The 21,198-nt window shown below is 54.5% G+C and carries 25 protein-coding genes; 12 read left to right on the top strand and 13 right to left on the bottom strand.

Annotated features, from left to right (window positions below; all coding sequences use genetic code 11):
* Nucleotides 1-60: 60 nt before the first annotated feature.
* On the top strand, nucleotides 61-744 hold the full coding sequence (locus CA832_RS11550; protein WP_088341766.1) for a hypothetical protein: 684 nt from the start codon (nucleotides 61-63) through the stop codon (nucleotides 742-744).
* An 8-nt stretch (nucleotides 745-752) separates the two neighbouring features.
* Here CA832_RS11550 and CA832_RS11545 read toward each other — a convergent pair whose 3' ends face one another.
* Nucleotides 753-1,916, bottom strand: a complete 1,164-nt coding sequence (locus tag CA832_RS11545; RefSeq protein ID WP_088341765.1) for a sigma-54-dependent transcriptional regulator — start codon at nucleotides 1,914-1,916, stop codon at nucleotides 753-755.
* 171 nt (nucleotides 1,917-2,087) lie between these two features.
* On the opposite strand from CA832_RS11545, the gene modA reads away from it, so the two are divergent.
* From modA to modC, 3 genes are read left to right on the top strand one after another with little or no spacing between them, the layout of a single operon-like run.
* Complete coding sequence (modA, locus tag CA832_RS11540) at nucleotides 2,088-2,891, top strand: molybdate ABC transporter substrate-binding protein (RefSeq protein WP_088341764.1); 804 nt, start codon at nucleotides 2,088-2,090, stop codon at nucleotides 2,889-2,891.
* 1 nt (nucleotide 2,892) lies between these two features.
* Entirely contained in the window at nucleotides 2,893-3,591 is a 699-nt protein-coding gene (gene modB / locus CA832_RS11535; protein ID WP_088341763.1) for a molybdate ABC transporter permease subunit, read from the top strand.
* Nucleotides 3,578-4,648, top strand: coding sequence for a molybdenum ABC transporter ATP-binding protein (gene modC / locus CA832_RS11530; RefSeq protein ID WP_088341762.1), 1,071 nt, complete (start codon nucleotides 3,578-3,580; stop codon nucleotides 4,646-4,648). Before modB ends, modC begins: the two co-directional genes overlap by 14 nt.
* Nucleotides 4,649-4,732: 84 nt before the next feature.
* Here modC and CA832_RS11525 read toward each other — a convergent pair whose 3' ends face one another.
* The 8 genes from CA832_RS11525 to CA832_RS11490 form a co-directional block, all read right to left on the bottom strand.
* Nucleotides 4,733-5,647 (bottom strand): mechanosensitive ion channel family protein, encoded by a 915-nt coding sequence (locus CA832_RS11525; RefSeq protein ID WP_088341761.1) that lies wholly within the window; start codon nucleotides 5,645-5,647, stop codon nucleotides 4,733-4,735.
* A gap of 1 nt (nucleotide 5,648) precedes the next feature.
* Nucleotides 5,649-6,986, bottom strand: a complete 1,338-nt coding sequence (locus CA832_RS11520) for an ABC transporter permease (protein WP_088341760.1) — start codon at nucleotides 6,984-6,986, stop codon at nucleotides 5,649-5,651.
* The gene (locus CA832_RS11515) at nucleotides 6,979-7,914 is read right to left on the bottom strand and encodes an ABC transporter ATP-binding protein (protein WP_088341759.1); all 936 of its coding nucleotides are present in this window, start codon (nucleotides 7,912-7,914) and stop codon (nucleotides 6,979-6,981) included. Before CA832_RS11515 ends, CA832_RS11520 begins: the two co-directional genes overlap by 8 nt.
* 240 nt (nucleotides 7,915-8,154) lie before the next feature.
* Entirely contained in the window at nucleotides 8,155-9,267 is a 1,113-nt protein-coding gene (dnaJ, locus tag CA832_RS11510; RefSeq protein WP_088341758.1) for a molecular chaperone DnaJ, read from the bottom strand.
* A 4-nt stretch (nucleotides 9,268-9,271) separates the two neighbouring features.
* A complete protein-coding gene (locus CA832_RS11505) occupies nucleotides 9,272-9,820 on the bottom strand; it encodes a nucleotide exchange factor GrpE (RefSeq protein WP_088341757.1) in 549 nt (182 codons plus the stop codon).
* A 131-nt stretch (nucleotides 9,821-9,951) separates the two neighbouring features.
* Nucleotides 9,952-10,863 carry a TIGR01777 family oxidoreductase gene (locus CA832_RS11500; protein WP_088341756.1) on the bottom strand — a complete coding sequence of 304 codons (912 nt, stop codon included), beginning with the start codon at nucleotides 10,861-10,863 and terminating at the stop codon, nucleotides 9,952-9,954.
* A 68-nt stretch (nucleotides 10,864-10,931) separates the two neighbouring features.
* Nucleotides 10,932-11,591 (bottom strand): tRNA (5-methylaminomethyl-2-thiouridine)(34)-methyltransferase MnmD, encoded by a 660-nt coding sequence (gene mnmD / locus CA832_RS11495; RefSeq protein ID WP_088341755.1) that lies wholly within the window; start codon nucleotides 11,589-11,591, stop codon nucleotides 10,932-10,934.
* A gap of 1 nt (nucleotide 11,592) precedes the next feature.
* Nucleotides 11,593-12,111: a DUF4920 domain-containing protein gene (locus CA832_RS11490; RefSeq protein ID WP_233131793.1), complete on the bottom strand. Its 519-nt coding sequence runs from the start codon at nucleotides 12,109-12,111 to the stop codon at nucleotides 11,593-11,595.
* 107 nt (nucleotides 12,112-12,218) lie between these two features.
* Here CA832_RS11490 and CA832_RS11485 point away from each other — a divergent pair, with 107 nt between their 5' ends.
* Nucleotides 12,219-13,289, top strand: coding sequence for a branched-chain amino acid aminotransferase (locus CA832_RS11485; RefSeq protein WP_088341754.1), 1,071 nt, complete (start codon nucleotides 12,219-12,221; stop codon nucleotides 13,287-13,289).
* A gap of 16 nt (nucleotides 13,290-13,305) precedes the next feature.
* Here the strand turns inward: CA832_RS11485 and CA832_RS11480 are convergent, their stop codons facing one another.
* Complete coding sequence (locus CA832_RS11480; protein WP_088341753.1) at nucleotides 13,306-13,692, bottom strand: pyrophosphohydrolase domain-containing protein; 387 nt, start codon at nucleotides 13,690-13,692, stop codon at nucleotides 13,306-13,308.
* A 74-nt stretch (nucleotides 13,693-13,766) separates the two neighbouring features.
* Between CA832_RS11480 and CA832_RS11475 the strand changes: the two genes are divergently transcribed.
* From CA832_RS11475 to CA832_RS11455, 6 genes are all read left to right on the top strand, one after another.
* Complete coding sequence (locus CA832_RS11475; protein WP_088341963.1) at nucleotides 13,767-13,952, top strand: hypothetical protein; 186 nt, start codon at nucleotides 13,767-13,769, stop codon at nucleotides 13,950-13,952.
* A gap of 120 nt (nucleotides 13,953-14,072) precedes the next feature.
* Nucleotides 14,073-14,246, top strand: a complete 174-nt coding sequence (locus tag CA832_RS15045; RefSeq protein ID WP_158211925.1) for a hypothetical protein — start codon at nucleotides 14,073-14,075, stop codon at nucleotides 14,244-14,246.
* Nucleotides 14,247-14,310: 64 nt separating this feature from the next.
* Complete coding sequence (gene crcB, locus CA832_RS11470) at nucleotides 14,311-14,682, top strand: fluoride efflux transporter CrcB (RefSeq protein WP_088341752.1); 372 nt, start codon at nucleotides 14,311-14,313, stop codon at nucleotides 14,680-14,682.
* A gap of 279 nt (nucleotides 14,683-14,961) precedes the next feature.
* Nucleotides 14,962-15,300, top strand: a complete 339-nt coding sequence (locus tag CA832_RS11465) for a P-II family nitrogen regulator (RefSeq protein ID WP_088341751.1) — start codon at nucleotides 14,962-14,964, stop codon at nucleotides 15,298-15,300.
* Between the two features lie 27 nt (nucleotides 15,301-15,327).
* Complete coding sequence (locus CA832_RS11460) at nucleotides 15,328-16,572, top strand: ammonium transporter (RefSeq protein WP_088341750.1); 1,245 nt, start codon at nucleotides 15,328-15,330, stop codon at nucleotides 16,570-16,572.
* Between the two features lie 113 nt (nucleotides 16,573-16,685).
* Nucleotides 16,686-17,729 (top strand): outer membrane beta-barrel protein, encoded by a 1,044-nt coding sequence (locus tag CA832_RS11455; RefSeq protein WP_088341749.1) that lies wholly within the window; start codon nucleotides 16,686-16,688, stop codon nucleotides 17,727-17,729.
* 70 nt (nucleotides 17,730-17,799) lie between these two features.
* On the opposite strand, the gene CA832_RS11450 is transcribed toward CA832_RS11455, so the two are convergent.
* From CA832_RS11450 to CA832_RS11440, 3 genes are all read right to left on the bottom strand, one after another.
* A complete protein-coding gene (locus CA832_RS11450; protein WP_088341748.1) occupies nucleotides 17,800-18,459 on the bottom strand; it encodes a DUF1684 domain-containing protein in 660 nt (219 codons plus the stop codon).
* Nucleotides 18,460-18,656: 197 nt separating this feature from the next.
* Complete coding sequence (locus CA832_RS11445) at nucleotides 18,657-20,108, bottom strand: alpha/beta hydrolase (protein ID WP_088341747.1); 1,452 nt, start codon at nucleotides 20,106-20,108, stop codon at nucleotides 18,657-18,659.
* 99 nt (nucleotides 20,109-20,207) lie between these two features.
* The gene (locus tag CA832_RS11440) at nucleotides 20,208-20,687 is read right to left on the bottom strand and encodes an Lrp/AsnC family transcriptional regulator (protein WP_088341746.1); all 480 of its coding nucleotides are present in this window, start codon (nucleotides 20,685-20,687) and stop codon (nucleotides 20,208-20,210) included.
* Nucleotides 20,688-20,800: 113 nt separating this feature from the next.
* Between CA832_RS11440 and CA832_RS11435 the strand changes: the two genes are divergently transcribed.
* On the top strand, nucleotides 20,801-21,193 hold the full coding sequence (locus CA832_RS11435; protein ID WP_088341745.1) for a hypothetical protein: 393 nt from the start codon (nucleotides 20,801-20,803) through the stop codon (nucleotides 21,191-21,193).
* Nucleotides 21,194-21,198 lie beyond the last annotated feature (5 nt).

Below are 21,198 nucleotides of genomic sequence, written 5' to 3'. Positions count from 1 at the left end.
GAGGTACTTTTACATTACCCAAATCAGTACCCTACCCGCAAGGGCTTAAAACAAAACCGAATGAAATCCCTACTTGTGCTCGTTGCCGGCAGCGCCCTGCTGCTGCTCTCTGCCGCCCCGGAAAGATCCTGCATCAGCGCAGGTTCCATGGTAGGCTTTGTGAACAACCACGTACGCCAGGCCCTGGAGGCTTCCGACCTGAACCTCAGCCGGTACCACGCCTATAAAGCCCTCAACACAATAGAAAAATCCAAATCGCAGTTTGAAGATTGCGGTTGCGACCACGCCAACCAGAACATTGAGGAAAGCCTTCAGAGCCTGAAACTGGCCACCCGTGTAAGCTCCCTTGAAGGAGCCCGCATCCTGCTGCAAAAGGCCCTGGAACACGCCCGGTCGAGTAAAGAAGCCATTGACGAACACGAACAGCACGAAAGTCAGTACGGGAGCGGGAAATTAGCGCTGAATACTGCCACAGCCAGTGACGCCCGGCAGAAAAAGCCTTTGACCAGCAGCCAGATAGAGGCCAAGATAGACTTGGCCCTGGAAAACTACCGCAACTCCCTGGAGGACGTCGTCCGGGATGTACCCTGTCCGGAGGCCCTGGAGTTTGTGGAACGTATTTACGCCCATTGCGAAAAACAATTGCTGCGGGAAGACCTGAGCCCGGCCAAGCGCTATTACAATATCAGGACCAAGGAGATTACGGAGGATGCCCTGGAAGCCCTCGGAGGCTGCCCGGAATAACGGTTCGGTTATTTGCTGGCGAACAGGTCCACGTCGCTTTCGCTGACCTCACTCCCTCCTAATATAATAAGGCGCTCCACCACGTTGCGCAGCTCCCGGACGTTCCCTGTCCAGTCATATTTTTGCAATTTAGCCACTGCCCCCTTGGAAAAGCGTTTGGTGGGTACGCCCTGTTCCTGGCTGATTTTTTCAGAAAAATGTTCGATGAGCATGGGGATATCGTCCCTCCGCTGGTTCAGAGCGGGTACCTGGATAAGGATTACGGCAAGGCGGTGGTAAAGGTCTTCCCGGAACTTCCCGTCCTCAATTTCCTGCTTCAGGTTTTTATTGGTGGCTGCTACCACGCGGACGTCTACCTTGATATCCTTGTCTGAGCCCACGCGGGACACTTTGCTTTCCTGCAAGGCCCTCAGGACCTTGGCCTGGGCGGAAAGGCTCATGTCCCCGATTTCATCCAGGAAGATGGTGCCTTTGTTGGCCGCTTCAAATTTCCCCGCCCTGTCCTTCACGGCAGAGGTAAAGGCACCCTTAACGTGGCCGAACAGTTCACTCTCAATAAGCTCGGAAGGGATGGCGGCACAATTGACCTCCACAAAGGGTCCCCCGCTGCGCGCACTTTTCTGGTGCAGCCAATGGGCCACTAATTCCTTGCCCGTCCCGTTGGGACCGGTAATCAGTACCCGGGCATCGGTGGCTGCCACCTTGTCTATCATCTCCTTGATCTGCCGGATTTCACTGCTTTCGCCGATCATCTCGAAATTCTTGCTCACCTTCTTTTTGAGGATGCGGTTCTCGGCAACCAGCTCCTTCCGGTCCAGGGCATTACGGACCGTAGTAAGCAACCGGTTCAGGTCCGGCGGTTTGGAAATGTAGTCGAAAGCACCCATCCGCATGGTCTGCACCGCGGTATCCAGGTCCCCGTGGCCGGAAATCATGATGAAGGGCACCTCAGGCCTCGCCTTCCCGGCAGCTTCCAGCACCTCCACCCCGTCCATCTTGGGCATTTTGATGTCGCATAATACCAGGTCGTACTCGGTTTTCTTCAATTTCTCCAACCCCTCCAGGCCGTTTTCGGCTTCTTCCACCTGGTAGGCGTCATTTTCTTCGGCAAGGATCTTTACCAATACCCTGCGGATAGCGGCTTCATCTTCTATGACAAGTATTTTGGACATACAATGGATTTTATGGGTTTCAGGGCTCCCTTCCAAAGGTAGGGGGTTCCGGGAAAACTACACAACCCCGGTTCAATAACCGGGCCAAACCCTTTTGGATATCCGGCTTAGCCGGGGTTGTTAAGATCGGGCAAAGCTTCTTACATTTACACAAGCGCGCGACCCAACCCCATGAAAAGGCACCCCCTAAAGCCCTTCCGATTCTCCTTATACCTGGCCATTGCCACCCTGGTTACTATGGTGTGGGCCGGATGCCGGTCGGAAAACCGGGACGCAAACCGAAATAGACAACCCGAGGCTGTCCGGGTCTTTGCCGCCTCCAGCCTTACCGACGTCCTGGGCGAAATAAGCCGCGAATTTCAGGACCAAACGGGTAGGGAAGTCCGGTTGAATCTGGCTTCCAGCGGAACCCTCGCCAGACAAATTGCCCATGGCGCCCGGGCTGACCTCTTTATTAGTGCCCACCCGGCCTGGTCTGAATACCTGGACAGCCTGGGCCTGATCCGCCCCCCGGGTCTGACTTATTTTGCGGGCAATACCCTTGTTCTGGTAACCCCTTCCGATAGGAACCTGCAACCGGAAAGGACAGGTGACTCCATCCCCTGGGAGGCGTGGTTGTCCGATGGAATGCTCTCCATGGGAGATCCGGCACACGTCCCCGCAGGAAAATACGCCGCCCAGGCCCTTGAGGCGTTGGGGTTTCACGGCAAAACCCTCCCGGCCATGGACGTTCGCGCGGCCCTGATGGTCGTTGAAATGGGCGAAGCCCCCCTGGGGGTGGTTTACGCCAGTGATGCCAGGCGCTCGGAAAAAGTACGGGTGCTGCTGGAACTGCCGGATTCGTTATATTCCCAGATCCGGTATACCGGGGGAATTTGTTCCGATAGGAAGGGGGCACGGGCTTTGCTTCGATTTCTAACATCCGCAGAAGCCGGAAAAATTTGGAGGAAACACGGATTAAAAACGGTACCATAGCATGGAGACCTGGATAGGTTTTACTTCGGCAGAATGGCAGGCGATAGGCCTTTCGGTAAAGGTAGCCCTGGCCTGTACCCTGGTTACCGTACCCCTCGCCATTGCCGCCGGATACCTGCTGGCGCGCCGCCGGTTCTGGGGCAAGTCTGTGGTAGAAAGCCTCTTCCACCTGCCGCTGGTCATGCCCCCGGTCACAACGGGGTTCCTCTTGTTGCTCCTTCTGGGGTCGCGCAGCCCTTTGGGTGAATGGCTGGAATCCGTTTTCGGGATCCGGATTGCCTTTAGCTATGCGGCTGCCGTAATCGCAGCTGCAGTAGTCTCCTTCCCCCTGGCTGTAAGGGCTGTCCGCACGGCAATGGAAATGGTGGACCCCGGGTTGGAAGAAGCCTCACGCCTGCTTGGCGCAAGCCGCCTGAAAACCTTCTTCCGGATCACCATACCCCTGGCCCTGCCCGGAATCCTTTCCGGGGCCATCCTGTCCTTTGCCCGTTCCCTTGGGGAATTCGGGGCGACCATAACCTTCGCAGGGAATATTGCCGGAGAAACCCAGACCCTCCCCCTTGCCATCTATGCCCTGATGCAGGTCCCCGGCAAGGAGGAAGCCACCTTAAGACTGGTCCTGGTCTCGGTGGTGATTTCCCTGGCTGCGATGTTGCTTTCCGAGTGGTATCTACAAAAGATGAAGCATGACAGAGGTTGATATTCACATCCGCCGCGACGGGTTTACCATCCGGGTTAACGAAACCTTCTCCGGGGGTATTACCGGCATTTACGGGCCGAGCGGGGCGGGCAAAACCTCATTGTTGCAGGCCATGGCTGGCCTGGTAATGCCACAGCAAGGACAGATTTCGCATCAGGGCCGCACCCTTTTCGATGCCGCAACCCGATTCAGTGAACCGGTAAAAAAACGAAATATCGGGTACGTCTTCCAGGAAGGGCGGCTCTTTCCGCATATGAGTGTTGCGGAAAACCTGCGGTATGGCATTCCGCAATCCGGACCGGGTCCTGTTGGTTTTGACCAGGCAGTTGACCTGTTGCAACTGGAACCACTGCTCCACCGCAAGCCCTCTTCCATTTCAGGGGGTGAAAAACAGCGTACGGCCCTGGGGAGGGCTCTGCTTTCCAACCCCCGGATGCTCCTGTTGGATGAGCCTTTTACAGCCCTGGACCAACAGCTGCGCAGCGCCATAATCCCGTTTATCCTTGGGGTCCATCGGGAAGCGAATATCCCGGTTTGGGTGGTTAGTCATGACTTGCCGGACCTGCTTCGCCTAACCAACCGCCTGTTGCTGCTGAAAGATGGGGTTTGCCAGGGACACGGGAACTACCATGAGCTGCTGGAACAGGAGAGTGCTTTGTCTTTGCTGGGCCACGGGCCTTTGCTCAACGGCCTGGAGATGGAAGTCCGGAGGTCAGAACCGGGAAAAATCCTTCTTACAGGAAAGGGGTTGGAACTTACCAGCCAGTCCGATGGTGCTGGCCTAAAAGCCGGGGACCGGGTTCGGGTGGGGATTGCCGCGACAGATATCGCGTTGGCAACCGGGAAAGTAGAAGGAATCTCAATCCGCAACCAGGTCCGTGGAACCCTCAATAGCATACGGGAGGTGGACGGGCAAATCGTAGCCCTTGTGGATGCTGGACAGCCGATGGTGGTCTGCCTGACACGGGAGGGGATGCAAGCCCTTCAGCTCAGGGAAGGGATGCCCGTCTGGTGCCTGATAAAATCGGTAGCCGTGCAGTTGGTCAGGGAAGCCTGACCGCTGGGGCCCCGCCCCCCACTTCAAAACTACCGGAACTCCCTGCACCTGCCTTGCAAAAAGGAATGAAAGCGCATACCCCCTTTAATCCCCCTGCCGGCGCACCTCCAGGGGAGTATGCCCGTAGAAATGCACATCCCGTTGCGGGAATGGGATGGTGACTTTGTGCTCCCGGAAGAGGCGGTCTATACGGTACCGGATTTCACTTTTGGTCCTGGGGTCGGTAAAGGAATCACTGATGTGGAAATGCACCGAGAAAAGTAGGGCAGAATCGCCAAAATCGTCGAAGAGCACAAACGGTTTGGGGTTTTTCAATACCCCTTTCTGGTCTTCTACTGAAGCCAGAAGCAACCGGGTCACCAGATCCACATCGCTCCCGTAGGCCACCCCTACCCGTACGGCTTCCCGCGTGGTACGACGGTTCTGGGTGTAGTTGTAAATGACCTCGCTCAGGAATTTATGGTTGGGGATCACCAGGACTTTATCGTCGCGGGTGAGTGCCCGGGTACTGCGGAGTTTGATTTCAAATACCTTGCCTACCTTCCCATCCACCTCAACAATATCCCCAACCCGGAGGGATTTATCCACAAGGATAAGGATGCCTGCAATAATGTCCTGGAACAACTCCTGCAAGGCCAGCCCCACCCCTACAAAAAGGGCGGCCGATGCCGTTATAAGCAGGGTGATGTCGATCCCGGCAGCACTCATGGTGAGCAGCACCACCGCCACATAGATCACATATTTGATATACTTGAAGATGGTAACAAACTTCAGCTTGTCTTCCTGGACCATCTTCCGGGTAAGCAGCCTGCGGAGCCATCGCAACAGCAGGGCTGTGCCCACCAGGGCCAGGGTAAGGACCAGCAGAAGCCCGAGGGTAACATGGATGGCGTTTTCCCCTTCCCCCAGATGCAGACCCATGTTGAGGACTTCGCGTACTTCAGCCCACAGGTCTTTCTCGATGAACTCCTTTACCGGTTGGATTTTATCCTGTGCCATGCTAGTATTTCAGCCACTTATACAACTCCTTATAGGTCGGCTTCTTGCCATACATCAGGATCCCGACCCTGTAGATTTTGGCAGCCAGCCATACAATCCCTATAAAGGTAATCAACAGAAAGAGAAGGGAGGCGAGTAATTGCCAGAGGGGCACCCCACCCTCCCCAATGCCCCCGGGCAGCCGCATGAGCATAACGATGGGGGACGTAAGGGGAAAAAGGGAAAAGGCCACGGCAATAGGCCCATGCGGGTTGCTGAAAACCGAGAAAAAGCCCACATAAATGGCGAGCATCAGGGGCAGGATTACCGGAAAGATAAACTGCTGGGTATCGGTTTCGTTGTCTACCGCTGCACCGATGGCCGCATAGATGGAACTGTAAATGAGGTATCCCAACACGAAATAGACCAGAAAAAACAGGATGAGCATCCCCATGGGCAACTGTATGAATTCCTCAATAACCAGGCGGGCGGTCTGATCCTGGGCCAGCGCGCTATCCGCCAGACCCTGGTCCAGGCCGGGCATTCCCGGGCGCTGCATCAGAATGGCCGGATCTATGTCCATAAAGAGCAAGACCACAAACAGCAGCATCCCGGCCGATAGGATCCAGATCAGAAATTGCGTTACCCCTGCCAGGGAAGTCCCGATAATCTTCCCCATCATCAGTTCGAAGGGTTTTACCGAGGAAATGATCACTTCAATGATCCGGCTGGTCTTTTCCTCAATGACGGACCGCATCACAAATCCGCCGTAGATAATGATAAACATCATGATCAGGTATCCGAAACTGCCTCCTACTATCGCCTTGAATTCATTAATACCCTTGTGGCTTCGTTCCCCACTGAAGGTCTCCGTATTCAGGTCGTATCCCTGTCGAACGCTTGCGTACTGCTCCTGGCTAACCCCCAGGCTTTCCAGGCGATAGGCTCTCAGATCGTCCTCCAGTACCGATTCTACTGTTTGCAGGACCGCAGTGCTGGGCACCTCTCGGGTGTAGAAATAAGCCCCCTGCGCCACCTGATCGGGCCCCGCGAGGTTGGGTAGGTGCAGCAAGCCGTAATGGCCCATTGCGATGGTACTGTCCTTGGCGGCCGGTAACCCCATTCCCCTCAACTGCACAAAGGAAACCCCGTCTTCCGTAAAAAAGGAATCCCCGAAATAGGCACTCTCATTGAGCACGGCCACTACCCGCGTTTCATTGTCGTTGACCTTGGTGAGATAGGCAATCAGCACAATCATGCCCACCAGCAATATCGGGCTGAGAAAGGTCATGATCACGAAGGATTTGTTGCGAACCTTGGCCAGATACTCCCGCCTGATAATCAATCCAAGCTTACCCATGGCTTTCCTGTTTTTGAACGGTTTGGATAAAAATATCATTGGCCGAAGGAATCCATTCGCTGAAATGGCTCAGGTCCCCCTGCCCTGCCAGTAATTGCAGGGCTGCTGCCTTCTGCGGGTCGTCCAGCTGTACTGTAAAGGTGTACGATCCTTCTTCCGGGTGGAAGACAGGTTCGGAAATCCGGAGTTGCTCCTGGAGATGTTCCAGGCCCCGGCCGCCTTCCCGGGGGCTCCATTCCACCTTGTAGCGCCCGGTTCGGTTGGCCTTTTTAATGTCGGATAATTTGCCGCTGAGGATGAGCCTGGAGCGGTGGATGAGCCCGATGTACTCACATAGTTCCTCTACCGATTCCATCCGGTGAGTGGAAAAGATAATGGACGCCCCCTGTTGGCCCAATTCCAGAATCTGGTCCTTTATGAGGGCGGCATTGATGGGGTCGAACCCGCTGAAGGGCTCGTCGAAGATCAGCAATTTGGGCCGGTGCAGGACGGTAACGATAAACTGTATTTTCTGAGCCATCCCTTTGGAGAGCTCCTGCACTTTGCGGTTCCACCAATCGCCGATTTCGAACCTTTCAAACCAGAACCGCAATTGGGCTTTAGCCTCCTGCCTGCTGAGTCCTTTTAATTGGGCCAGGTAGAGGGCCTGCTCCCCCACCTTCATGCTTTTATAGAGTCCCCTTTCCTCGGGCAGGTACCCGATCCGGGCAATGTGTTCCGGCTTGAGGGGTTCCCCGTCAAAGAGGACACTGCCGGAATCCGGGAAGGTAATCTGGTTGATGATACGGATCAGGGTGGTTTTACCCGCTCCGTTTGGCCCCAGGAGGCCGAAAATAGACCCCTTGGGTATATCCAGGGTAATCCCGTCGAGGGCCTTATAAGTGCCGAATTGTTTGGTTACTTCCCGTACCGAAAGAACTGCTTGCATGCAGGGTGAATTTTTTCGAGCGTAAAGATAGCGGATTCCATTCCATTCCAGGGGCAGGCCCGATGAAATCCCTCGGCATACCGCAGCGACCGGGAGGACGGGAATCCCCTAAAACAAAAACCCATCCCTGGTCAGCAACCAGGGATGGGAAAAAAATTGCTATGAAAAAGAAAATTAATATTGGAGTCCCAATATCAAGTCAAATATACATTTTTTTTTGAAAGGTCCCGGAAATATTCGCTAAGAGAACATATCCTTGACCTTCTCAAAAAAGGATTTGTCGGATTTTTCTGGTTTCGGGCTAAAGTGGTCGTCCTCCTGCATCCGTTCGAAAAATGCCCGCTGTTCCCGGTTTAACTCTTTGGGAGTCCATACGTTTACATGGACAAGCAAGTCTCCGGTACCATAGCCATTCAGGCTCGTTACCCCCTTATTGCGGAGGCGGAGAATTTTCCCGGATTGGATGCCGGGCTCCAGCTTAATCCGGACCTTTCCTCCCACGGTATCAATTTCCTTAGAGGTACCCAGCACGGCATCGGGCATGCTGATGTACAGGTCGTAATGCAGGTTGTCCCCCTCCCGCTTCAGGGTGGGGTGTTCCCGGGTTTCGATCGCTACCAGCAAGTCCCCGGCTATACCGTTCCCGGGAGCCTCGTTGCCTTTCCCGGAAACCTTGAGCTGCATCCCGGACTCTACCCCGGCCGGGATTTTAATGGAAACCGTTTCTTCTGTGAGTTTAAGCCCGTGGGCATCTGCATCGGCTGGTTTGTGATCTATGACCTGGCCGCCACCACCACAGGAGGTACAGGCTGTAGCCGTCTGCATCCGACCCAGGATGGTGTTGGTGATTTTGGTAATCTGGCCACTCCCCCCGCAGGTCCCGCAGGTTTTGTAGGTAACGCCAGGCGCCTGGATTTTACGCTTGACTTTTACCTTTTTCTCCACCCCATTGGCTACCTCTTCCAGATCGAGGGTTACCCGGATGCGCAGGTTGCTTCCTTTTACCCGGCGTTGTCCGCCGCCGAAGCCTCCGAAACCACCGAACCCGCCGCCAAAGGCACTTCCGAAGATATCCCCGAACTGGCTGAAGATATCTTCCATATTCATACCGCCGCCGCCAAAGCCACCACCTTCGAACGCGGCATGGCCATATTGGTCGTATCGGGCCCGCTTATCCGGGTCACTCAATACCTCATAGGCCTCGGCTGCTTTTTTGAACAGCTCTTCGGCCTTGGCGTCGCCGGGGTTTTTATCCGGATGGTATTCAATGGCCTTCTTGCGGTAAGCCTTCTTGATTTCTGCGGCGCTTGCCCCTTTGGAAATGCCCAGTATGTCGTAGTAATCTTCTTTCATGACCTTAGTTTCCCACCACTACTTTCGGGTGGCGGATGATGCGTTCCCCCAGGGTAAACCCCTTCTCAATTACATCTACGATCTTTCCCTTCAGGCTCTTTTTGGGCGCGGGAATCTGAGTTACGGCCTCGTGCACTTCAGCGTCGAAAGCATCCCCCTGTTTCACGGTGATCTCTTCAAGACCCTTATTCTTGAGGGCTTCCTTGAATTTATTGTGGATCAGCTTCACCCCCTTGAAGAGTTCCTCATCCTCGGAACGTTCCAATTCGCGAAGGGCCCGGTCGAAATCGTCCAAAACCGGCAGCATGGCTGTAATGACCTCCTGCCCGGCCGTTTTGAAAAGTTCCATCCGCTCCCGGGAGGTGCGCTTTTTATAATTCTCGAATTCTGCGAACAAGCGCAAAAATTTATCCTTTTCGGCGGCAAGTTCCTCACGGAGGCCATCGGCCTCGGATACTTCCGAAGTGGGATCTGCAGCAGCCTGCTGCTCCTCAGTTGCGGCGGCTTCTGCCCCGGCCTCCTGTTGCGCTTTACTCTCTTTATCTGTGCTCATCGGCGTTTAATTCCTCAGTTTAACAGCATACATGGCGGCAAAAGTACTGCCATTCCTCGAAAAATGTCAAAATGTCACTAAAAATAAGGGGTATATGCGGTGGGTTGACAAAAATGGACCCGTAAATACCTTCAGGACCCCAGGAGGTCTTCCAGAGCCGGACGCAGGTTGCAGAATTGAAACGAAAAGCCTTCCATCTGGGCCTTTTCCGAACTCACCCGCTGGCTTATCAGGACCACGGAGGCCATCTGACCCAGCACCAGTTTCAGAAACCATGCCGGAACCTTAGGAAGCCAGAGGGGGCGGTCCAGGACTTCGGCCACTTGTGAGATGAGCTTCTCATGGGTAACCGGATTGGGGGCTACGGCGTTGTAAACCCCATCCCATTTGTCTTCCGCAGCCCTTTGAAACATGGAGACCAAATCGGTGAGGTGGATCCAGGACTGCCATTGTTTGCCATTACCCAGGGGAGCTCCGGCGTAATAGCGGACGGGTCGGGCCATCTGCGGCAGGGCACCGCCATCTTTGGCCAGTACCAGACCAATACGCAGAATCCCTACCGGGATTCCCTCCTGCGAGAAAGCCCGCGCTTCCGCTTCCCAGGCGGCCACCGTCTCACTGAGGAACCCGGAGACTTGCTGGTCATCCGCCTCGGAATAATAGGCCGTCTCAGAGTCGGGGTATATCCCGATAGCCGAAGCGGAAACCAGGTATTCCACCTGGTGGTTCCCCACTGCGCGAAGCCCCTCCCTGAGGGTCCTCAGGCTTTGGGTCCGGCTCTCCAGGATCGCTTTTTGGTATTTGGGGGTCCACCTCTTGGCTATGGGGGCACCGGCCAGGTTCACTATTGCCCTGACCCCTTTAAGGGCTTCCAGGTCCATGGTCCCGGCAGCAGGGTCCCAGGTATACCCCTGAAAATCTTCCGAATTCCTGAGGCCAGTGGTGCTTCGGGTAAGATATTTCACAGCAATACCAGCCTCCCTGAAACGTGCCGTAAGGGCAATTCCCACCAAACCTGTTGCTCCCGTAATAAGAATGCTCAACGTTCTGATTTTGCGCAAAAATACGGCTTACTGCTGTAAGGCCGGGCTGGTTTAAAGGCGATTTAACACTACTTGGAGGCGCGGAGCATTTCGCGCTTTCCGGGTGGGCCGGGGAGGCGTTCTACGGAGAACCCCGCTGCCTGCATGGCGCGCCGGACACTTCCTTTTGCCGCATAGGTTACCAGTTTACCCCCGGGGGAAAGCGCCTGGTACATCGCCTGGAAAACGGGCTCCGTCCAGAGTTCGGGCTGTACCCGGGCGCCAAAGGCATCGAAATAGACCAGGTCTGCCATATCGGTTTCGCGAAAGGAGAGGAAATCCATTTGCAGTTTGCGTAACTGAAACCCAGGGGTAATGGGCTCAAAGGACTCCCAGGGCGTTTCGTGCAACCGTTTATAGAGGCCGGGGGCTTCCGTATGGCCCAGGTATTTCCCGTAATCCAGGGTAGGCCATAGTTCAGGCCCCAGGGGAAAAGCCTCCAGGGCTGTATAATGTATAGGCGTGTAGTCCTCTTTAGCCTCCAAAAGCGTAATCAGGGCATTCAACCCGGTTCCGAAGCCCATCTCCAGGATGCGCAAGGGGCCGGTAGGCATAGCCTGCAGCCCGGCACGAATAAAAACATGGTAGGCTTCCTGAACCGCTCCGTGTGTGGAGTGGTACTGCTCGTTCCATTCGGGTACCCGGAGTGTGGGCGAGCCGTCGGCGGTACGGATGAGCTTGCGCTCCATGCTATTGCCAGATCCGCACTCCGGAGGCCTCAAAGCCCGGTTCGCTTACGGGGCCCACCAGTGCCTCAATGGCTTCCGGGGCAGCCCCACCGTCTTCGGCCAGGTGGCGGCGTTCTTCCTCCTCCACTACAGATACGAATGCCTTGCCTTCCACAGTTACCTGGGCGCCCGCAATATCCTTGGGCACAAAGAAGCCATAGTCCTTAAAGCGTACCATTACGGTGCGGTCATCCGGAAGGGCCACCCGCATCCAGCACCCCTTGGCCTGGCAGACCTCCAGTACTTCGCCCCGAAAGGCCGTCTGAACAGTATCCTGTGCCTGCATCCCTTCGTAGAGGGCCACCATATCCGATGGCCCGGTTACTTCCCTGTCCGACATGGGGTCGCCCACGGCAGTGAAGGTTTCAACCACTGCCTGGTCTTCCGTCACGGCATCTCCGCCAGCGGAAGCAGGGTCCTTTTGTTCTTTACAACTCAGAAGCAATGCGAAAAACACAAGGAAAATGTTAAAATGTTTCATGATGGACAACAGATTGATCTACCCTGTAAAAGTCCGGATTTTAAGCGGCTTTTTAAAGGACTTGCTCAAATTTATTATGTAATTTTAGTCCGCAAAATGGCCTGTACATGGAGTTTACAACCAAAACCATCCCGGTAGAAAAGACCAGTGCCTCCCGCCTGGCCCAGGTAGATTTCAACAACCTCAGTTTCGGAGGGGTCTTCACCGACCACATGTTTATCTGTGAGTATAAGAACGGCGCCTGGCAGGACGCCAGGGTAATCCCTTATGGTCCGCTTTCCCTGGAACCGGCCGCCAAGGTTTTCCATTATGGGCAGGAAGTTTTTGAAGGCATGAAAGCCTACAAGGATGCCGAGGGCAAGATCTGGTTGTTCCGCCCCCTGGAGAATCAGCGGAGGCTGAACCGATCTGCGGCCCGGCTCGCGATCCCCGAAGTTCCCGAGGCCATTTTTATGGAAGGGCTTAAAACCCTCCTGCAGGTCGATTCGGATTGGATCCCCACCCAGGCCGGGAGCTCCCTGTACATCCGCCCGTTCATCTTTGCCTCGGGCACCGGGTTCCATGCATCCCCTTCGGATGCCTATACCTTTATTATCGCTTGTGCTCCTTCCGGGGCCTATTTCTCAGGAGAGGTCAGTGTCCGCATTGAGGAGACATATTCCCGTGCCGCCAACGGGGGTGTGGGATATGCCAAGGCCGGAGGGAATTACGCGGGGCAATTCTACCCCACCAAACTGGCCCAGGAGGCAGGGTTCCAGCAAGTGGTCTGGACAGACGACCACACCCATGAGTATATCGAGGAGGCGGGTGCGATGAACATCTTCATCCGCATCGGGGACACCCTGCTGACCAGCCCAACCAGCGACCGTATCCTGGATGGCATCACGCGGAAAAGCATCCTGACCCTGGCCGAGGCCGAGGGCATCCCCACGGAAGTTCGGAAAATAAAGGTTTCCGAGCTGGTCGAAGCATCCCGGCAGGGCACCCTTCTGGAAATGTTCGGCGCCGGGACGGCGGCAGTGGTTTCCCCCATCAGCAGCTTTGGGTACCGGGACCAGGTATATACCTTGCCCAAACCCGAGAAATCCTATGCCGCTTATATTAAAGAGCGGATCACCGACATTCAGTACAACCGGGCCGAAGATCCTTTTGGCTGGCGCTACCCGGTAGGTAACTAGAGCTCGGCAGCCAGATTTAAGCCTTCAGGATTTTAGCAATATCCGGCTGGAAGTAATCCGGCCCTTTCAGCACCTTGCCGTCCTCACGGTAGATCGGTTTTCCGTCTGCGCCCAGTTTGCTCATGTTGCTCCGCTGTATCTCTTCGAAGACAGCTTCTATTTTATCCTGCAGGCCATGCTCCAGCAGGGTACCGCACAAAATGTAGAGCATATCCCCAAGGGCATCTGCCACCTCCACCAAATCTCCGCGGGAGGCAGCATCCAGGTATTCTTCGTTCTCCTCCCGCATGAGTTTATATCTCAAGAGGCTTTTTTCAAGGCCCAGGTGGGCGTCCGGGGTTTCGGAAATACCCAGGCCAAAGGCACGGTGGAAGGTTGCTACGGCTTCTATTTTGTCTTTCATAGGGCTAATGGTAGGAATTTAGGTTAGTTTTGCAAGAGGAAAATGCCCCCGTCGGGGCGGTTAAAAGTAATCAGATGTTCAGCACCGGGCAAGCGATCTTCGCACTGCTTTTCATCATTGGGTTTACCATCGCCGTGGTCCTGATGTACCGGAAGGACAGCGGCTGGCTAAAAAAGGAATACAAGGGCGTTCAATGGATATTACTCGCCTTTGTGAGTTTCGTAATTATTCTCTTCTTCCTTAAGTATATACTCAGGTAATATGCTGGCAATTTGAGTTTACAACAAAAATTGAGGCTTTTACAACCAAATGAGGTATTCAGTACGTATTACATAAGAAAAGACGTACTTTTGCGTTATACTGCTAAATAACCTCGATCAATGGAGCTCTTTTTTACGATTTTTGCAGCGGTTGTAGCCCTTAATGCATTCCTATTGATCTTCAGTACCTCGGTTCGCGCCCAACGCAAGGAGAAGGCCCGCACCTCAGTTTCCCTCAGGCTGGAGGATTTTCGAATCAAGTCGCTCGACACGGAGTACCGCAAAGCGGTTTAATCCATTTTTTCCTTAGATTTATCCCTGATGGCGCGCAGGTGCGCCATTTTTTGCATTTCCCGCAATGAAGCAATTGCTTTTAGTTATCCTTGGCGGGGGCATAGGGAGTGGTCTGCGGTACCTCATTGGCCAATATCTCAACCCCGTCTTTTCAAATTTCTACCTGGGCACCTTCCTGGTCAATATCCTGGGGTGCCTGCTCATCGGGCTCCTGCTCGGGGCCGCTCTGCGCAGCGGGGTCTCCAACCCCACCCAATCGGCTTTATTGGTAACAGGCTTCTGCGGGGGGTTCACCACCTTTTCCACCTTTGGCCTGGAGCAGTTCCTGTTGCTTCGGCAGGGAAGCTTCCTCCCTTTTCTCACCTATAGCCTGGGCAGTCTGGCAGTGGGGATTGCAGCCGTGGCCCTGGGGTTCTGGCTCACGCGATTCTTCTGATCGCCTGCGTATTTTTCTAACTTTTATCAACGTTTTTGGTTATTTGTTAACAATCCTTCAAGGTTTTGTAGGGTTTTACCCGCTTTTATTCAAATTTTAACCTCTTCCTCTCCCTTTCTTTCATCAATCTCTCAATAATTATCATTTTAATTACCCATACCCTCATTTTATAGGGGGTCATTTTACCAGTATTATAAAAATAAGTGAGTTACCCCTCCTTTTTTGAGGGGGTTTATGAATTAATCTATATTTGGCCTCGATCAACAAAAACTACTACTCATGAAGAAAGTGGAAGCCATTATTAGAAAATCCAAGTTCGATGAGGTGAAAAAAGCACTTCATCAGATCGAGGTGAATTTTTTCAGCTACTGGGATGTAACCGGGGTTGGAAATGAAAAACAAGGACATGTCTACAGGGGGATCTCCTACAGTACCTCAGATATCCAGCGCCGGTACCTGGTCATTGTGGTATCGGACGGGTTTCTGGAGCGGACCATCAACACCCTGCTGGAAACCGCCTACACAGGCAATGTTGGAGATGGGAAGATCTTCGTCTCCGATGTCATTGAAGCCTACCGGATCAGAACCAAGGAAAGCGGCCACGCCGGAATCAACTAACTAACCGACTCAAAAGCACTATAAGTTATGGATACTGGATTATTTACTGCCAATAACGTATGGATGATGGTGTGCACCGCCCTGGTGTTTTTCATGCACCTGGGTTTTGCCTTCCTGGAAATCGGGCTTACCCGCCAGAAGAATACCATCAATATCCTTTTCAAGAACATTTTCATTATTACCGTGGGGCTGCTGATGTACTACATTGGCGGATTCAACCTGATGTACCCCGGGGATTTTAACGGCTTCCTCGGGTTCTCCGGGTTTGGGCTGGGCACCGACGCCGCCGGTCTCACCCCGGAATATGCCGATGGCGGCTACACCTACTGGACCGACTTCCTCTTCCAGGGGATGTTTGCAGCTACTGCGGCCACCATCGTGTCCGGGGCTGTTGCCGAGCGCATCAAGCTGGGGCCCTTCATGGTCTTCACCGTGATCTATGTAGGCCTTATTTACCCCATCGTCGGATCCTGGCAGTGGGGAGGCGGGTTCCTTTCCACCCTGGGTGGGGATGATGCCGGCTTCTACGATTTCGCAGGTTCTACCCTGGTACACTCCGTAGGGGGCTGGGGCGCCCTGGTTGCCATCTGGCTGCTCGGTTCGCGGATCGGGAAATTCAGCGACGAAGGGAAGCCCCAGGCGATCCCCGGGCATAATATCCCCCTGGCTACAGCCGGGGTCCTGATCCTCTGGCTGGGTTGGTTCGGTTTTAACGGGGGCTCTGTGCTTTCGGCAGACCCGGCCCTGACCTCCCTGGTACTGACCACCACCAGCCTTGCGGCCGCCGCAGGGGGTGTAAGCGCCTTTGTGGTTTCCACCCTGGCCTATAAAAACTACGACCTCACCATGTTCCTCAACGGAATCCTTGGTGGCCTTGTGGGCATTACTGCCGGGGCAGATTTGATGTCCCCCAACGAAGCCGTAGTTATCGGTCTTCTGGCTGGCGCCATTATTGTAGGTGGTGTTGCCCTGATAGACCGCATTCGCCTGGATGACCCCGTAGGTGCCGTAACGGTCCACCTGATCTGCGGGATCTGGGGAACCCTGGCGGTTGGCATCTTCGGCGACAAAGCCGGGGTAGACCAATTCCTATACCAGCTGGCAGGGGTTGGCGCCGCAGGGGTATTCTGTATCCTGACCGCCTTCATCATCATTTTCACCCTTAAGAAAACTATCGGGATCCGCGTGGACAAGGAAGAAGAGCTCGACGGTCTGGACCTGCACGAGCACGGAATGGACGCCTACGCCGATTTCCGGATGAACCAGCATTAATGACGCTTTAAAAAAACGACGGAGCGTTCTGCCAAACGCTCCGTCTAAAAGCAACCGATCACTGACTCCTTTAAAGACAATCACTCCCGCAATGGGAGCAAAACTCAAGTACAATGAAATCGATCACCTTTACAAATTTCGCAAAAGTTCTGCTTATTGCCTTTAGTTTTCTGCTTTCCCTTCCCCTGGCAGCCCAGGAGGAAGAGGCCGAAGCCAAAAAATTCACCATCAGCGGGACGGTAGACGCCTATTTCCGGGCAAACCTGACCGCCCCCAACGACGAGGATGCCATTGCCCCCGGGTCCTCTTTTGCTAACCTTCCCGGGTTTTCCCTTGGTATGGCCAACGTTATCGCCTCCTACGAAGGGGATAAGGTGGGCTTTGTGGCCGACCTGGTCTTTGGTCCGCGCGGAACGGATGCCGTTTTCGCCTCCCCCATGTATTCCCTGACCGGCAACATCCTGAACCAACTCTATGTGTACTGGAACGTTTCCGAAAGCGTGACCCTCACCTTCGGAAACTGGAATACCTTCCTGGGGTACGAAGTAATTTCCCCGGCGGCGAACTTTAACTACAGCACCTCCTACCTGTTTTCGTATGGCCCGTTCTCCCACACGGGGCTCAAGGCAGATTTTGACCTGGGCAACGACTGGTCTGCCATGGTGGCGGTCATGAACCCCACAGACCTTACGGAGTTCAATCCTACCGGAGATTACGCTGTAGGGGCCCAGCTCGGGTATTCCGGGCAGTACCTGAATTTTGTGTACAGCCAGGGTGGGTATGAATTGGACTATACCGGTGGCTTCGATGTTACTGAGGATTTTTACCTGGGCATCAATGCCGCCTATTTCGATAACGATGACCTGGGCTTTGCAGGGGTTGCCCTCTACCCCCAATACAGCACCTCCGAAAATTTTGCCATCGGCCTTCGGGCAGAGTATTTTGCTGAAACCGGGGACTTTGGCGCTATAGGAAGCGGGGTGGAAGACTCCAGCGTCCTGGCGGTGACCCTCACCGGAAGCGCGACTATCGGCGACCTGATGATCAAGCCGGAACTGCGCCTCGACAACGCTTCGGACGATGCTTTTATCAACAACGACCTGGATCCGACCAAGAGCCTGGCTTCCTTCCTGGTTGCCGCAGTATATTCCTTTTAAAAGAGCGGAAAGCCGCCCATTTGTTTAGTTTGGTTAATGGAGAAGGCCCCCGGGAACACCCGGGGGTTTTCTATTTCGCGTATTTCATGACCCCGGCCCGGATTTCGGCATCCAGGTGGTTGACCTCGGGGACGATGGGGCAGGAATACTTGGCGTTATATGCACAAGAAGGGTTGTAGGCCGTATTAAAATCAAGAAGGATGGAATCCGACTGCGGGATGACCAGGTCTATGTACCTGCCACCGGAATAGGTCTCCTTTCCGTTTGTTTCATCTGTAAAAGGAAGGAACAGGTAGTCCTCGAGCCCCTCCTGTTGCATCAGGTCCACATTCTGGTAGACCTGCAGGCTAAAAGGCTGGCCCTTAAGCTCAAAATACAGGGTCCCGTACTGCCGTTCCCGTGTCATGCGCTCTGTGGTGGTAGGCATATCGAACGGAAGGGCTTCCGGGGTGCGGACCAGACGCGCCCAAACCTGGTAGGAGGTATCTGCCTCAAAAAAAGCCAGTCCTTTAAACGCTCCCCGCTCCTCGTTAGGCAGGGGTGAGGTATCGGGGTCGCGGAACTCCGCATTGATCTTTTCCTGAAAAGCCCTCACCGCCGCCATACCCCTTGCCGGGGCCGTTATATGTGGCGTACTTGCCGGGCTGTCGTGGTAGCGTTTTCCATTATTGCAGCTCAGGAGGCACGCCGCCGCCAAAAAGCATGCCATGGCAGTATAGGTGCGTTTCATAGGTCAAGTCCAAAGGGCGGGTAATGGGGGATCGTACCCGCGAAGGTTTTAACGAATAGTCTTTCGACGCCTAAATATCGCACCTTCAGGGAAATCTCCCAAACAAAAATGGTTCGGGGCCGCAGAAACCCATGGAAATAGAGGGGAAACTCCCAGGCGGGTACCGGTAGATGCACTCCGCCGGCAAAGTGGGTTACCTATCTGTTGAAACCCTGGTCCGGATCCCCGTCCTGGGGTTCGGGCACCTCGTAGCGTGCCTCCTTCAGATATTGGGAAATAAGGGTATTGTATTCCGGGGTTATCCGCAGCAGGGCGGTATGCGGCAGGGCATAAAGGGCCTCCCGGTCTGCGTACCCCTGTTTGAGGAGTTCTTCCAGGTAAAACAGCGCGGTTCCAAAATCGTCATATTTGGCCGTAAGGGATATGAGTTCCAGGTAATTCTCAAAGGTGGCGGGGGAGGTTATGGTCTTGACCATCCGCAACAGGATTTGTCCGTCCTCATCCGGGTTCTCTGCCGTCCGTGCAATCCGAATGTATTCATCCACCAGGGCATTCACATAGGATTCCAGGCGCATCCCCATGAGTTTCTCCTCCATTCTCGGGCTTTCCTTGTACTTCCCGATCTGTTCCATCTGATAGCGCCACCACCCCAGGTTGTCGAGGTTAAAACTCAGAACATCTTCCTCCAGGTAATATGAAAAATCGTCCCTCAGGATGCGCTCGCGCAACTGGAACGCACCAGCATCGCGTTTCTGCACCTTAAACCCCGCTTCCCGCCGCAGGTCCCGCTCCATGGCCTTTAACTCCCGGGTATCGGTAAGGGGGTCCAGCAAGGCAATGGCCTCTTCCAGCTGGTCGTATGCCAGCAGGAAGGAACCCGCCTGCCAGAGCTGGCTGACGTAAGTTGTAAAGGAGGCGCGGGAGCGCTCAATCAGGGCCGAATCCCTGGCCACATGCCCTCCTGCCATCCCCATAAGGGTCAGGACATTCACCCCCCGGTCCACCAGGGCGTCTTCCGGACGGCGTTCCCCCCCTTCGAAGTAAAGCACATGGTTGGGCACCTTCCGGTTATCGAGTAGTTCTTCCCCATCGAGCATATTGAGGTAGCGGAAATCGGACCGGCCTATGACCCCTACAAAATGAAAACGGGAACGCGGGCGCACCAGTTCCCAGTTGGGCAGGCCGGAACCCAGCAACAGCACCCCGCGTACGCGTGGGATCAGGCTGGGCAAGAGGGTCGCCAACTCCCCGCCGTTCCCGTACCCGCTTACATAAATCCGGTTCAGGTCCAGGGGCAGCAAAGCGGTCAGGACCTCAAGGCTTTTCCCAAAATACAACACTTTCTGGGTCAGCGACAGGCTGTCCGACAGGGCCTTGGAGGTAGCCAGGACATAGCCGTTACGCTCGGCGGCGTTTTTCATATACCGCATGGACTGGTAGGTGTCTCCGTCGGTTTCTACCATAAAAAGCAAGGGCCATTTTCCAGCCGGCTCGAAATGGGAAGGCAGATACAGGCTCAGGCGGCTACCCACCGAATCGGCAAGCGGCAGGCTGTCCATTACATATCCTTTGGAAAGGGTCATTTCCTGGGCACCGGCGGGAGTAAACCCTAAGGCCAGGAGGCAGAGGAGTAGGAATGGTTTTTTCATACTTGGGTATCCATCAAAAATCCGGCCAATCTGTTCGGCCCGCCGAGAGACCCGGCACGGATCGCTTCCGGGGACATACACTAAGATAGCGAAAACGCCCTAAAGCCTGCCTTCCCGCTTCGAATCCTTTTCCCAAAAGGGCTTTATAGGCGCATTAGACACCACTTCCGATAAAATGATGTGCGTCCTGGTTTCACCGTACTGGATGAGCCTGTCGATAAAGCGTTCCAGGTGGAACTGGTCCCGCAATACCACTTCCATAATAATATTCTCGTTCCCGGTAATGCGGTAGCAATTGATGACTTCATCCAGGGACCGTACCTGCTCCAGGAACGGTTTCAACTTTCCCATGAACGCCCGGAGGGTAATGATTGCCTTAAGCTGGTACCCCGCGCTGGTATGGGAAACAGAGGTCCAGTACCCCTCAATAACCCCGAGGTCCTCCATCCGCTTAACGCGCTCCGCTACAGCAGGCGGAGTAAGCCCTATAGCGCGGCCGATACCCGTCAGGGAGGCCCGGGCATTTTTCTGCAGTGCCCCCAGGATACTCCAATGCAATGAGTCTAATTTAAATTCCATAGTAGATAAGCATAAATACCTTCTTTCATTAAGTAAATATACCTTTTAATCTCATTTAATGAATTAAAACAGGGGTTTTCCCGAAGTAACTTTATGGAAAATTGCGAAAGAAAATGTCTTACCAGCGCATTAAGGAGCTGCCCGTTTACCGCCAGGCCCTTTCCCTGAGGACTATGAGTCGGGAAATTGCCTCTTTTGTGACCCACAACAAAGATCTGCTGACCCTGGCCAAATCCCACAGCCTCCGGGACCATATCGCAGACTCCCTGCTGACCGATGCCATCCTGATCCCCCAGGAAATCGCCCGGGCAGAAGGGACCAGCTCGGTGCAGATCCGTCAGCGTTGCGTCCACTTCATCCAGGTCATGACCCAGAACCTGAATATGTACTGCAGGGGGCTGGAACACGACGGGGTGCGGGAGCGGGAATACCTGGACCTGCTGCGCAGCGAGGTCAAGCACTTCCGCCGCTCCTTCAAAAAGTGGCGCAAAGGCCTGCTGGAATAGCCCTA

This window comes from Robiginitalea sediminis (assembly GCF_002198115.1).
Classification (GTDB): Bacteria; Bacteroidota; Bacteroidia; order Flavobacteriales; family Flavobacteriaceae; genus Robiginitalea; species Robiginitalea sediminis.
This window is presented reverse-complemented; position numbering and strand designations above follow the sequence as displayed.

What these genes read in the sequence shown, in the direction of transcription:
- crcB (WP_088341752.1), top strand. Translation starts at nt 14,311, where the DNA reads ATGAAGCAATTGCTTTTAGTTATCCTTGGCGGGGGCATAGGGAGTGGT.
- modC (WP_088341762.1), top strand. Translation starts at nt 3,578, where the DNA reads ATGACAGAGGTTGATATTCACATCCGCCGCGACGGGTTTACCATCCGG.
- CA832_RS11445 (WP_088341747.1), bottom strand. Translation starts at nt 20,108, where the DNA reads ATGAAAAAACCATTCCTACTCCTCTGCCTCCTGGCCTTAGGGTTTACT.
- mnmD (WP_088341755.1), bottom strand. Translation starts at nt 11,591, where the DNA reads ATGGAGCGCAAGCTCATCCGTACCGCCGACGGCTCGCCCACACTCCGG.
- CA832_RS11435 (WP_088341745.1), top strand. Translation starts at nt 20,801, where the DNA reads ATGTCTTACCAGCGCATTAAGGAGCTGCCCGTTTACCGCCAGGCCCTT.
- CA832_RS11520 (WP_088341760.1), bottom strand. Translation starts at nt 6,986, where the DNA reads ATGGGTAAGCTTGGATTGATTATCAGGCGGGAGTATCTGGCCAAGGTT.
- modA (WP_088341764.1), top strand. Translation starts at nt 2,088, where the DNA reads ATGAAAAGGCACCCCCTAAAGCCCTTCCGATTCTCCTTATACCTGGCC.
- CA832_RS11525 (WP_088341761.1), bottom strand. Translation starts at nt 5,647, where the DNA reads ATGGCACAGGATAAAATCCAACCGGTAAAGGAGTTCATCGAGAAAGAC.
- CA832_RS15045 (WP_158211925.1), top strand. Translation starts at nt 14,073, where the DNA reads ATGGAGCTCTTTTTTACGATTTTTGCAGCGGTTGTAGCCCTTAATGCA.
- CA832_RS11475 (WP_088341963.1), top strand. Translation starts at nt 13,767, where the DNA reads ATGTTCAGCACCGGGCAAGCGATCTTCGCACTGCTTTTCATCATTGGG.
- CA832_RS11480 (WP_088341753.1), bottom strand. Translation starts at nt 13,692, where the DNA reads ATGAAAGACAAAATAGAAGCCGTAGCAACCTTCCACCGTGCCTTTGGC.
- CA832_RS11505 (WP_088341757.1), bottom strand. Translation starts at nt 9,820, where the DNA reads ATGAGCACAGATAAAGAGAGTAAAGCGCAACAGGAGGCCGGGGCAGAA.
- CA832_RS11440 (WP_088341746.1), bottom strand. Translation starts at nt 20,687, where the DNA reads ATGGAATTTAAATTAGACTCATTGCATTGGAGTATCCTGGGGGCACTG.
- CA832_RS11515 (WP_088341759.1), bottom strand. Translation starts at nt 7,914, where the DNA reads ATGCAAGCAGTTCTTTCGGTACGGGAAGTAACCAAACAATTCGGCACT.
- CA832_RS11490 (WP_233131793.1), bottom strand. Translation starts at nt 12,111, where the DNA reads ATGAAACATTTTAACATTTTCCTTGTGTTTTTCGCATTGCTTCTGAGT.
- CA832_RS11485 (WP_088341754.1), top strand. Translation starts at nt 12,219, where the DNA reads ATGGAGTTTACAACCAAAACCATCCCGGTAGAAAAGACCAGTGCCTCC.
- CA832_RS11545 (WP_088341765.1), bottom strand. Translation starts at nt 1,916, where the DNA reads ATGTCCAAAATACTTGTCATAGAAGATGAAGCCGCTATCCGCAGGGTA.
- CA832_RS11460 (WP_088341750.1), top strand. Translation starts at nt 15,328, where the DNA reads ATGGATACTGGATTATTTACTGCCAATAACGTATGGATGATGGTGTGC.
- CA832_RS11455 (WP_088341749.1), top strand. Translation starts at nt 16,686, where the DNA reads ATGAAATCGATCACCTTTACAAATTTCGCAAAAGTTCTGCTTATTGCC.
- CA832_RS11550 (WP_088341766.1), top strand. Translation starts at nt 61, where the DNA reads ATGAAATCCCTACTTGTGCTCGTTGCCGGCAGCGCCCTGCTGCTGCTC.
- modB (WP_088341763.1), top strand. Translation starts at nt 2,893, where the DNA reads ATGGAGACCTGGATAGGTTTTACTTCGGCAGAATGGCAGGCGATAGGC.
- CA832_RS11450 (WP_088341748.1), bottom strand. Translation starts at nt 18,459, where the DNA reads ATGAAACGCACCTATACTGCCATGGCATGCTTTTTGGCGGCGGCGTGC.
- CA832_RS11465 (WP_088341751.1), top strand. Translation starts at nt 14,962, where the DNA reads ATGAAGAAAGTGGAAGCCATTATTAGAAAATCCAAGTTCGATGAGGTG.
- dnaJ (WP_088341758.1), bottom strand. Translation starts at nt 9,267, where the DNA reads ATGAAAGAAGATTACTACGACATACTGGGCATTTCCAAAGGGGCAAGC.